General features: G+C 47.1%; 10 protein-coding genes. 6 read left to right on the plus strand and 4 right to left on the minus strand.

The window, feature by feature from the left end:
- Window positions 1-51 precede the first annotated feature (51 nt).
- Window positions 52-801 (minus strand): HpcH/HpaI aldolase family protein, encoded by a 750-nt coding sequence (locus tag R7F67_RS03055; RefSeq protein ID WP_318056885.1) that lies wholly within the window; start codon window positions 799-801, stop codon window positions 52-54.
- Window positions 802-1,090: 289 nt separating this feature from the next.
- Between R7F67_RS03055 and hisD the strand changes: the two genes are divergently transcribed.
- The 4 genes from hisD (at window position 1,091) to R7F67_RS03075 (ending at window position 4,922) form a co-directional block, all read left to right on the plus strand.
- On the plus strand, window positions 1,091-2,383 hold the full coding sequence (gene hisD, locus R7F67_RS03060; protein WP_005374756.1) for a histidinol dehydrogenase: 1,293 nt from the start codon (window positions 1,091-1,093) through the stop codon (window positions 2,381-2,383).
- A 1-nt stretch (window position 2,384) separates the two neighbouring features.
- A complete protein-coding gene (locus tag R7F67_RS03065) occupies window positions 2,385-3,119 on the plus strand; it encodes an SDR family NAD(P)-dependent oxidoreductase (protein ID WP_025768659.1) in 735 nt (244 codons plus the stop codon).
- Window positions 3,120-3,202: 83 nt separating this feature from the next.
- Window positions 3,203-4,207, plus strand: coding sequence for a cupin (locus R7F67_RS03070; protein WP_005374765.1), 1,005 nt, complete (start codon window positions 3,203-3,205; stop codon window positions 4,205-4,207).
- A 1-nt stretch (window position 4,208) separates the two neighbouring features.
- Window positions 4,209-4,922, plus strand: coding sequence for an alpha/beta fold hydrolase (locus R7F67_RS03075; RefSeq protein ID WP_064369576.1), 714 nt, complete (start codon window positions 4,209-4,211; stop codon window positions 4,920-4,922).
- Between the two features lie 69 nt (window positions 4,923-4,991).
- On the opposite strand, the gene R7F67_RS03080 is transcribed toward R7F67_RS03075, so the two are convergent.
- The 3 genes from R7F67_RS03080 to R7F67_RS03090 form a co-directional block, all read right to left on the minus strand.
- Complete coding sequence (locus tag R7F67_RS03080; RefSeq protein ID WP_258475671.1) at window positions 4,992-6,077, minus strand: porin; 1,086 nt, start codon at window positions 6,075-6,077, stop codon at window positions 4,992-4,994.
- 177 nt (window positions 6,078-6,254) lie between these two features.
- A complete protein-coding gene (locus R7F67_RS03085; protein ID WP_053350178.1) occupies window positions 6,255-7,271 on the minus strand; it encodes a nuclear transport factor 2 family protein in 1,017 nt (338 codons plus the stop codon).
- A gap of 101 nt (window positions 7,272-7,372) precedes the next feature.
- A complete protein-coding gene (locus R7F67_RS03090) occupies window positions 7,373-8,668 on the minus strand; it encodes an MFS transporter (protein WP_005374774.1) in 1,296 nt (431 codons plus the stop codon).
- 339 nt (window positions 8,669-9,007) lie between these two features.
- Here R7F67_RS03090 and R7F67_RS03095 point away from each other — a divergent pair, with 339 nt between their 5' ends.
- Both R7F67_RS03095 and R7F67_RS03100 read left to right on the plus strand, forming a co-directional pair.
- Window positions 9,008-10,549, plus strand: coding sequence for a sodium:solute symporter (locus R7F67_RS03095; protein WP_258475672.1), 1,542 nt, complete (start codon window positions 9,008-9,010; stop codon window positions 10,547-10,549).
- A gap of 11 nt (window positions 10,550-10,560) precedes the next feature.
- The gene (locus R7F67_RS03100; RefSeq protein ID WP_017634477.1) at window positions 10,561-11,931 is read left to right on the plus strand and encodes an L-serine ammonia-lyase; all 1,371 of its coding nucleotides are present in this window, start codon (window positions 10,561-10,563) and stop codon (window positions 11,929-11,931) included.
- Window positions 11,932-11,996: the final 65 nt, after the last annotated feature.

Below are 11,996 nucleotides of genomic sequence, written 5' to 3' on the forward strand. Positions count from 1 at the left end.
ATTTCTGTGTCTAGAGCATTACATTGATAAGGCGTAAATATCAGAGAAAACTCAAGAATTCATCACATTTCTCTCTTGTTTGAAGGCATCAATGATCATTTTGTGTTCAGACCCAACACAAAAGAAGCTAACGCCGAGTTCACGCCATTCCCGAGCTTGTTGAGCCGTTGCGACAAACATGCCAACAGGTTTATTGGCGGCTCTGGCCGCTTCGATTACTCGCATACTTGCTTGTGCGACTTTCTCATCATGAACGCTATCAGCACCATAAGCGACAGTGAGATCAACTTGGCCAATGAAGAGCGCATCAATACCTTCAACATTGGCAATCGCTTCAACATTTTCGACCCCTTGAGGGTCTTCAATTTGTGCAATGACAATCGTATTCGCACGGCTGTCTTTTAAGTGTTCAACCATGGGCTTAGTGGCGTATTGCGCTGCTCGACTGGAACTAGCATACCCTCGGCCACCTTCGCCGTAATGGCAGATTTTCGCCAGTTGCGTCGCTTGCTCAGCAGTACAAACATGGGGAATTTGTACACCCGCCGCGCCACAGTCAAGCGCGTTCAAAATGGTTGAAGGAGCGCTGTCTTGTACTCGTACCACGCACGCGAGGTCATTCGCTCTGGCCGCCATGATGCACAGATCAAGCGAGGAACGATCGAAAGGTGCGTGCTCTGCATCCAGTACCACAAAAGGCAACTCTGCCAGTGCCAATACCTCGATAATGTGAGGGTGAGGGGTTTTAACAAATGTACCTAATAGCGTTTCTTTAGTCAGACGTTGCTTAAAATTGCTCATGATTATCTCCTTTGCAAAGGTATGCAAAAACTAACACGGAGAAATGTAAATGATGAGTAAAAATGATGTGATCTAAAACTCATTTTTGATTAAAAATTAAACTCAATCAAGGTCCTTATTACTTGCTTTTATTTGTTTAAATTAATTAATACAAAGGCTTAAGGGGGGTTTTTGTGGTTTGTTGACTTAACTTGTCAAATGTTAATTAAGTGTTTAATCTGATTTTGCATTCGTATCCAAAAGCATAAAAATAACCGTTCGTCAGCCTCAATGTTCAAGGAGAAAACCAATGGCACGCATTTTAAAAAACGGAATCACTGAAGAAGCATCAGCATCAAACGACGCAAAAGTGCGTCAGATTGTTGAAAACATTCTTGCTGATATTGAATCGAAAGGTGATAGCGCTGTACGTGAGTTGTCTGAAAAGTTTGATAACTGGTCGCCGGAGCAATTCCGCCTGTCAGAAGAGCAAATCCAAGCCTGTGTGGATGCGCTTGATGAATCGACTCGTCATGATATCGAGTTCGCTCAGCAACAAGTTCGAAACTTTGCTCAAATTCAACGTGACTCAATGAAAGACGTCGAAGTAGAAACCATGCCTGGTGTGGTACTGGGGCATAAGAATATTCCAGTAAACAGCGTGGGTTGTTACATCCCTGGCGGTAAATACCCATTGGTTGCATCCGCTCACATGAGTGTACTGACGGCGAAAGTCGCGGGCGTAAAACGTGTTATTGCTTGTGCACCACCGTTTAATGGCCAGCCGAATGTGGCGATTGTCGCTGCGATGGCAATGGCGGGTGCGGATGAAATCTACTGCTTCGGTGGTGTTCAAGCGGTAGGAGCTATGGCATTGGGCACGGAGACTATTGCGCCAGTCGATATGATTGTAGGGCCGGGTAACGCATTTGTGGCAGAGGCAAAACGTCAGTTGTTTGGTCGCGTTGGTATCGATTTGTTTGCAGGGCCAACGGAAACCTTGGTCATTGCTGATGAGAAAGGCTGTGACCCGGAATTGGCAGCGGCAGACTTGCTTGGTCAGGCCGAGCATGGTTACAACTCTCCCGCTGTCTTGCTGACCAACAGCGAGACATTTGCACAAGAGACCATCAAAGAGATTGAACGTCAGTTAACCATTCTCCCAACGGCTGAAGTTGCGGGTAAAGCGTGGGCAGATTACGGACAAGTGATTGTGTGTGATAGCTACGAAGAAATGGTGGAAGTGGCAGACGATATCGCTTCTGAACACGTTCAAGTGATGACGGAAGATCCTAAATACTTCCTAGATAACATGACCAACTACGGTGCCTTGTTCCTAGGTCGTGAAACCAACGTTTCTTACGGCGATAAATGTATTGGTACCAACCATACACTGCCAACGAAGAAAGCAGCGCGATACACCGGTGGTCTTTGGGTAGGTAAATTTATCAAGACCTGTACTTACCAGCGTGTAACGGAAGCTGCGTCGCTAAAAGTCGGTGAGTACTGCTCTCGCTTGTGTGCACTCGAAGGTTTTGCTGGCCACAAAGAGCAAGCGGATATTCGTGTGCGCCGTTACAAAGGCAAAGTGGAAGAGGCGTAATATGTCGAAACTTGCCTTAGTCACAGGCGGCAGTGGCGGACTGGGTGCCGCCATTTGTCGCAAGCTAGCTGAATCGGGATATCGCGTAATTCTGACCTACAACAGTAATCAGAAAGCGGCCGAGGATGTGCTTTCCTCGCTGCCACGTAACGAGCATCTAGCATTCAAATTGAACGTGGCAGATTCTAGTGCGATTGAACAGCTTAAACATCAAGTCAGTGAAATAAGCGACAAGCTGGATTTGTTGGTCAACTGTGCGGGGATGACGAAATTCGTCGCGCACTCTGATTTGCAAAGTTTAGATGACCAGCTGTTTGACCAAATTTTCCAAGTGAACGTCCGTGCGCCTTTTGCCATGGTTCGAGCGTTTGAGCCTTGGCTTAAGCAAGCCAATGGTTGTGTGGTGAACATTACTTCTATCGCGGCACAGACTGCGATGGGGAGCAACATTGCTTACTGTGCAAGTAAATCTGCCGCGGAGAACATGACCCGTTCTTTAGCTCGCGCTCTGTCTCCCGAGGTTCGAGTTCTGGCTGTTGCTCCAGGGCTTGTCGACACTGAGTTTGTCAAAGGCTTGGATGACGCATGGCGTAATCAACAAGAACAATCCACACCGCTTAAGCGTTTAGCCAATGATGAAGAAGTCGCTCAAGCCGTGTACGCCGCTGCAGATCTTCTGACCTTCTCGACAGGCAATACCATCGCGGTTGATGGTGGGCGACCTTTAGGTCTGTAACACACTTTAGGTTTGTAACTAACTTTAGGTTTGTAACTAACAATTCAAAGGCTAGGTCCAAACAAGGACAACAAGGATTTACAATGACTCTACAATCTAAAATGAATAATAACCTGGTCCGCTACATGGAACTGATTCCGGGTACGAGTGCGTTTATTGATGCGCGCACGCCAGGCAGTGATCTCAAAGATAACTTTTGCATTATCGGTGCTGGGGTGGCAGAGAGCAGTCGTCAGCATGTTCATATTCGCGATACGGCGGGCTTTAATATTGGTGCCGCAGGCCAACCGCCGGGCATCAAAAATTCGTTGCACTCTCATCGTACCGCTGAGCTTTTCTTGGTGTTCAAAGGTCAGTTCCGTTTTTATTGGGGGAACGATGGAGAGCATGAGGCGGTGTTGTCTCACGGTGACGTCATCTCGATTCCAACCAATCTCTTCCGTGGATTTGAAGTGGTTGGCCGCGATTACGGCTTTATGTTCTCGGTACTTGGCGGCGACGATTCAGGTGGCGGCGTTATTTGGCATCCAAACGTTATTAAAGACAGTCAAGGTTATGGTTTATACCTCAAAGCCGATGGCACACTCGTGGACACCATTAATGGCGACCCGGTGCCACAAGAATCAGAATTGATGCCGCTGCTTACCGAAGAAGAGCTCGCGACCTTCGATACCTACACCGCAGAAGAGATGATGCCATTTGTCGCTCTGCAAAAAGATTATCGTGAAATCAAAGGCGATTTCGGCGGAAGCAACGTGAAACAATACGCCTTAACGGGTCATCCTTTGGCGAGTTATGACTTCCAAGTAAAGAGTGAAGATGAAGTGAGCATCATGGCTTATGAGCTTTCTGAAGGTGGCTCGATTCCTCAACACTGCCGAGAAGAAAAACAAGTGCTTATCAACTTTGATGGCGATACTGAAGTGGTCCTCACGCATCAAGGCGAACAAGCGAGTGTTGTTTTAACGCGCGGTGATGTGCTGAATGTTCCAGAAGGTGCGTCATACTCACTGACGAACTTGCGTGGTAATAGTTTGACGTATTGCATTCTTGGGTCTGATCAACCAAAGCCGCTGGCAGGAGAATAAAATGACGCAACCCACCTCGTTAGTTTGGCTACCCGGACTACTTTGTGATGGCACATTGTTTGAGGAAGTCAACCGAGCGTTGCCAAGTTGGGTTGAGCCTTCATGCCCGACGCTGGCCTCATTGCCGTCAATGGAACAGCTGGCGCAGAAAGTGTTGCAAGACGCACCGCAGGAGTTTGTCTTGGGTGGCCTATCAATGGGTGGGATTCTTGCCTTTGAGGTGTACCGTCAAGCGCCAAACAGAGTCAAAGGCTTGATCCTCATGGATACCAATGCAGCAGATGAAAAGCCAGAGGTGACACAAAAGCGTGATGCACTGGTTAGTCAGGCATTAAATGGTGAGTTTGAACGCATTACGCCTGATACTCTAATGCCAGTGCTGATTCATCCAAGCCGTTTGCAAGACAAAGCGTTAACTGAGCGTATAGAAGGCATGGCGGTCAATGTAGGTTTGGAGGCATTTGAAGCACATGCTAAAGCGTTAGCAACTCGCCCGGATGCTCGACCTTTATTGGCGGACATTCAAGCTCCTACGTTGGTGATAACAGGTAAAGAAGATAAGCTTTGTCCGCTAGACAATCATCTGCTTATGGAGAGATGCATCCCAAACGTCACGCTTCATGTTATCCCTGAGTGTGGGCATCTATCTACGCTTGAGCAGCCTTTAATTATTAGTGAAGTGATGACTACTTGGCTTCAAGATAACTTTGCTTAGTGTTGATAAGAACTTCATCACTCACCACCTTAAGGTTACTTGGGTATAGGTGGTGAGCGATGAGTATTATCAGAAGTAGTAGCGAATACCTGCCGCGAATTGATCATCACGGTTTTCGAATTTGCTGCCATCGTACTGATCTTTACCTAGGTCGAACTGGTATTCAGTCCAAACTAGGAATTTGTTCTTCTGGAAGTGGTATTCAAGACCAGGAATCAGCAAGTTACGCTCGTAGCCTTGTGTCTCGTCACCGCGATCTTCCATGTAGTTGTAGTTCAACGTTGGGCGTAGGCCGTTATCGAAGTGGTAGTAAGTGTAGATTTCGCCACCTAGGGTATCGAACATTACGTCCGTACCGCCTTGGCTCACTGCTTCCCAGTTTTCGCCAACGTGGAAAGTCGCACCTGCGTAGAAGCCACCGTTGCTGTAGTTTGCGCCCAATAGCATGATGCGCATGTTGTCGCCGTTTTCTACGCCAACCACGCTTGCGTCTAAATCAGCAACTTCATTTTGATGGTAAGCCGCACCCAGTGTTACGCCATCAACGGGTTTGTAAGTGATCGACGCACCCATGCCGTTTTTCAGTGAGGCTGTCGCATTGCCTGCTAGAGCAACATCTTCACGCGTGGTTTGGTAAGTAAAGCCGTAGCTCACTTTTTCATTGATTGAATTACGGTACGTAATTGAGTTTTCTGCACGACCAGCACCGGATGCGATACCCCAGTCAGCTAGGTTGTAAACACCTGAGCCACGAGTACCGAATACACGACCTAAATCGGTGTACCATGCTACGTCGTAGAAGGTAGACCACTGCTTAGTACCCGCAGCAATCTTGCCGTATTTTTCGTGATCAACACCTGCGTATAGCAAGCGGTCGTAAATGTTGTCGCCGTTCGCGCCAGAGTTGTAGCCCCATTCCGCGTGACCGAAACCAGTCCAGCCGTTATCCAGACCCATTTGGCCTTTCAAACCGAAACGTGAGCTGCCGCTGTTCCATTCGCCGTTGTCATCATCGCCACGGTCTTGGTAGCGAAGATCGAAACGGCCATCGATGGTTAGGCTGTCGCCAGCGTCATTAACAAAAGTGTGTGCAGCAAAGGCTGAGCTAGAAGTAAGCGCTGCTAAAATCACTGCAGAAAGGGTCGACTTTTTCATCATCAATCTCATTATTCAGGGCGCAGAAAGCCACCGTGCGTTCATGCCCGTTTTGAATAAGGGTTCTATCTTGAGGTTGTGCCCCATCCTTGAGGCACGAGTTGGGAGCATGTCACCTGAACCGAGAGGGGATTCAGGCAACATAAAGGCGGGTTGACAATCCGCCCCTAGGACTTCTTATAGAGAAGGGTTTAGGATCTGTTGAGTACGCTCGAACACGTCTAGACCTTGCTGTTTTAGCCAGTAAGGAAGGTCGATCAGTACCCAGTTCTCAGATAGCTTGTCGCCGTCACGGTAGTAAACGTCAACCACTTGCATGTCTGCACGTACTTCACCACCTGTCATACCTAGGAAACCACCGATTGGCGTGTTAGATAGGTTTGGCCAGCCGAAGAAACAAGAGAAGTTACCTTCTGCGAAACGACATACGTGGCCGTTAAACTTCTTGTCTTTCAGGTTGTTACGGAACGGCAATTGGTGCTGCTGTTGGTAACGAGGGATTGTGTAAGACGCACCGATACCACATGGACCGTACCAGATCATGTCTTTAGACCAGCTCTTCTCAAGAACTTCTGGTGGGCAACCCATAGCACCGCTGTCGTTTAGTGCAGATAGGTCATCAACCATCTTGTTCACTAGTGCTAGTGTTGCTACGCCTTCTTCTGGTGCTGCGTCTTCGAACAGTAGACCGTCGTGGTTACGAGGACCAGGGTATACGAAGTGCTTACCTGTTGATGGTGGTAGTGGGTAACAACCCGCTTGGTCCATCGCACCTAGAAGGTCTAGGAATAGGCCAGTCTTAGTGATCTTGCCGTTTTCAACACAGTTAAACTCTGCGTAACGGATGTTCATGATTTTGCCAGTTGGGCGCATGCCTAGGTATTCAGCGTCGAATAGACCCATGAAGTGACCCATGCTCATTACCCAGATTTCACCTGATGTTACTTCGTTCTCACCACCGATGAAGATGTCTTGACGACGCTGCATGCGAGTCATTGATTTCATCAAAGGAGCCCAGAAAACGTCAGCCGCTGCTTGAGCGCCTTGTTGCTCACGGAATGGGTAAACACCACGCCATAGGTAATCTTTTGAAGTATGTGCTTTTAGTACTTCTGCCACGTTCTCGTGAGTTGCGTTTTCCATTGCGCTGAAGTATTCACGTACAACGCGTTTTGCTTCTTGATATTTAGACATAATAAACTCTCTTATTTGCTGTCGAGTCGGCTTTGGGAACAGGACTCGAAACTAAGTTTTTTCATCCGGCCGGGGAGCCAGCCGGAGTTTTTGAAATTCAGTTACGCTTTTGCTGCTTCGGCTTTTTTGCTCTTATCGAACACGCCGCCTTTTAGTGTCTCTGGCAGTGATAGCCATAGAAGACCAGCAAGGATCCATACGATTGGTGAACCCCACATTGCGGTTTGTAGGTCGGTACGCTCTTGGATGAAGATAAGTACCATTGGTGCCCACATACCGAGGATACGACCGCCGTGGAATAGCGCTGCGCCGTAGCTACGTAGGTGTGCTGGGAACAGTTCTGAGAAGTAACCACCCCATACCGCAGAAGAAGACAGACCGAAGTTGTAAATCAGACCAAGTAGAGCCAGCATGTTTAGGCCGCCAATCACCATGTCGCCAGGTGCAACAAAGAAGATTGAAACCATGATGCCCGCTAGGATGAAGCCAAATGCGTTCACCTTACGACCGAATTTGTCAGCTACCCAACCCCAGAACCACGCACCAAACAGTGAACCAAATGCTGAGATAGAGAAGATGAGACCGATGGTTGCACCGTCGAACATACGTACATCACGTAGGTATGTGGTTACGAAGCCACCAAAGAATTGGAAACCGTAGAAGTTAAGGCCAGCCAGTAATAGACACGTTAGAGTGATCTTACGGTAAGGCTTGCTTAGCATTTCGCCCCAAGAGCCTTTTTTCGCTGGTGCATCTGATTCTTCTGCTTTTGCTTGCTCTTCTTCACCGTAAGCGATCACTTTGCTGTCGCTAGGTAGTACAAAGATCATGACAACAGCCGCTGCCAATGGTGGGATACCACCGACAAGCATTAGGCTTTCCCATGGTGCATCAATACTTGCAATAAATGCTGCATACGCACCCATTACCATCAGTGCTACAGAGAACATAGAAGACGCGAATGCCGTCAACTTACCACGTACCGTTGGCGTAAATAGGCCGATCATCAAACTTACTGCCACGGTGAAGTAACCACCCAGTGACAAACCAATGATGAAACGCATTGCTGCCCATGTTGTGTAGTCGGTGAACATCATATTGATGATCGTTGCGCCACCGTTTAGGGCTGTGATGGTAATAAGAGTGGATTTCTTACCAAATTTTGTTGCGAACCAAGCACAGCTCAATGCACCGATAAGTGCACCAACCGACTGCCATGTATAGAACTGGGCAGTGTCTGACAGGCTAATACCATCATACGCTTCAACGATGTATGGGCGTACGTAGTCAATAATTACAAAGTTATAACAATAGAAAAAGTAACCAACCAGTATCGCTAGATAGGCAGCTACCCTTTGAATCATAGGAACTTCGCTCATGTGTCTTTTGGCATTCATGACCGATAAACCTCTATTTCACTTAGGATTTGTTGCTATTCAAACTTAAAGAACACGATCTTATTGGGATCATCTTCGATTTCGTGTCGTGGTGAATCATAGTTTTTTTAAGGTCATTAGATCCGTGATCAATATCAATTTTAAAATGAATGCGTACCCAATTTGTGATTTTTAGTGATGGGAGTCTCATTAAATCGGTCTTTTTGGCATTTTTGAATATATAACCGTCTATATTGGTGATTATAGTCACAGTTATGGCGGGATTATCGTTTAGATATGCTTTTTTAAAGTAATATCCAAGCACAAATAATTAGCACCCAGAATTATGGAAACCCTGAAATGGTTACGTACTCAAGTTTTGTGGTGATTGCGTTATACGTGTTAATCACCATATTAATCAGCTATTTAGTGAATAAGCGCTACAGCAATGGTGGCGACTTTTCTACGGGTGGAAAGCAATTTGGCTGGTTTACGGCGGGTGTTTCGATACTTGCGACTTACATTAGTGCGATGACGTTTGTAGGGATGCCTGGTTGGGTTTATAGCTCTGGCATGGAAGCGATGAGTATTCACCTTAACTATCCCATCGTTATCTTTTTCACCGTCATTTTCTTTGTGCCTGTCTTCTATAAGCTGGGCTTGACTTCGATTTATGAATACCTTGAGCACCGCTTTGGGGTGTATGCAAGAACCATCAACTCGATTGTGTTCATTGTGGTTCAATGTATCTCTGCGGGTGTGATTTTGTATGCCGTGGCGCTGATCTTAGTGCAAGTTCTGCCTATCAGTATTTCTGAAGCCATTATCTACATTAGTATTTTCACTGCTTGCTATACCTATGCGGGCGGAATTTCCACGGTTATCTGGACCGATATGTTGCAATCTGCAGTATTGGTAGCAGGCAGCATCGCTATCTTTGCCATTCTAATGATAGAGATTAATGCGGCAGATTACCTTTCTCGTAATCACCTGAATATCATCAACTTAGACTTTGATTTAGGCGTAGATACCACACTCTGGGCTGGCGTGGTTGCCGTGAGCTTTTTGCATTTGAGTGTGTACGGCACCAACCAATTGATCATCCAACGCACGTTAGCGACGAGATGTGAAAAGACGGCGCAGAAGTCGATGCTGTTGTGTGGTTACGGTGCATTTTTTGTGTACTTATTCTTCGCGGTACTCGGTGTTCTTTTGAGTGTTTTCTATCAAGATCAATCGTTTGAAAACAGCAACGAAGTGATTTTGGATTTCGTCTTCAACCACACTAACCCAATCGTCGTTGGTTTGATCATTTCCGCATTGGCGGCGGCCGCAATGTCGACCTTGGATTCTACCTACAACTCAATGGCGACCGTCGCAACGTTCGATATCTACAAGCGTTTCGTTCGCAAGAGTGCCGATGATGAGCACTACGAAAAAGTCGCAAGAAAGATGAGTTTGCTCGCTGCGGCTATGGTGGTAGTGCCAGCTCTTCTGGCGGTATCGAATGAATCGGTACTCAAAACCATCGCTAGTCTGACTTCTATCTTTGTTGGTATCCGTTTGGGTTCATTCGTGCTTGGTTTATTCTGGGTGAAAGCCAATGAGAAAGGCGTGATCGTTGGCAGTATCATGAGTGTGATTGCGGTGTTTACTGCGATGTATCTCGACGTGGCTTGGCCGTGGTTCGCGCCAATTGGTACGTTCGTCTTCCTTTTGTTTGGTGTGTTAGTGAGCCGTCGTTGGGGCGCTGTGACTGCCGAGCAACAAATCTTTATCAATAATCAAAAACATCTTTTTGCAAAGCCAACCGCAAGCCATTATGGGCTGTTGGTGTTCGCTGTGGCGACCATCGCTGCTTGTATGGTTCTCCCTGATTGGCTTTATGCTGCATTGTCGTAATAGGTAAGTTTATGCTGTCCATCTTTGATATTTACAAGATTGGTGTGGGTCCTTCTAGCTCTCACACCAATGGTCCAATGATCGCGGGTTACCACTTCACTCGTTTGATTGAATCGAACTTGGCAAAAGTGGTTCGTATTCAAGTCGATTTATACGGCTCACTCTCGTTAACGGGGATTGGTCACCATACTGACCGTGCCACGATTTTGGGTCTGTTGGGTAACAAACCAGATACCATCAAAATCGCTTCTGCGAACAAAGCGATGCGCAAGGCGATTGAAGAGGGCATGATGTCTGTCGATGGCCGTCATGAAATCGAATTCAACTACAAAACGGACATGTTGTTCCACGAAGAGAACCTTCCTCTGCATGAGAATGGAATGACGATTACTGCGTTAGATGCGCACGGCAATCAGGTTGGGTTTGAAACTTACTACTCTATCGGTGGTGGTTTCATCGCAACGGCGGATGAACTGCAAAATGGCAGTGCGACTGCTCCCGTAGAAGTTGAGTTTCCATTCTCCAGTGCAGACGAAATGTTGGCACAGGCAGAGAAGAATGGCATGAGCCTTGGCGGCATGATTCTGAAAAACGAACAAGCGTTTCAGGATATGGAAGCCATCAATCAACGTGCAGAACAGATCTGGCGTGTGATGACGCGTTGCATGGAGCGTGGTTTCGAAACAGAAGGCATCTTGGATGGCGGCTTGAACGTGACCCGCCGTGCGCCTAACTTGCTGAAGAAGCTTGAAGCAAATGAAGCAATCGAAAACGATCCGATGGAAATCATGGATTGGATTAACCTGTTTGCTTTTGCTGTGAGTGAAGAAAACGCTGCCGGTGGACAAGTCGTAACGTCGCCAACTAATGGTGCGGCGGGTGTGATTCCTGCGGTATTGATGTACTACCATCGCTTCATCAAAGAGCTTGATACTAAACAGCTTAAAGACTTCCTTGCTGTGTCCGGTGCGATTGGCATTTTGTACAAAACCAATGCGTCTATTTCGGGTGCCGAAGTAGGTTGTCAGGGTGAAGTCGGTGTTTCTTCTTCTATGGCGGCAGCTGGCTTGACCGCGCTACGTGGTGGCAGCAATGAGCAAATTTGTATTGCGGCTGAGATTGCCATGGAGCACTCACTAGGCATGACTTGTGACCCAATCGGTGGCTTAGTGCAAGTACCGTGTATTGAGCGTAATGCAATGGGCGCAATGAAAGCGATCAATGCATCTCGCATGGCATTAAAGCGTAATAGTAAATGTCTGATCTCGTTGGATAAGGTAATTGAAACCATGTACCAAACGGGCAAAGACATGAACAAGAAATACCGTGAGACGTCACTGGGTGGGTTAGCTTTGATTCACCTAGCGCCGCCTTGCGAATAATGAGTTAGGCACATCTAACCAACAAAAAAGCCGAAGCACTGAGATGCATCGGCTTTCCTTTTTTG

The organism is Vibrio sp. YT-17, assembly GCF_033337375.1.
GTDB classification, from domain to species: Bacteria; Pseudomonadota; Gammaproteobacteria; order Enterobacterales; family Vibrionaceae; genus Vibrio; species Vibrio alginolyticus.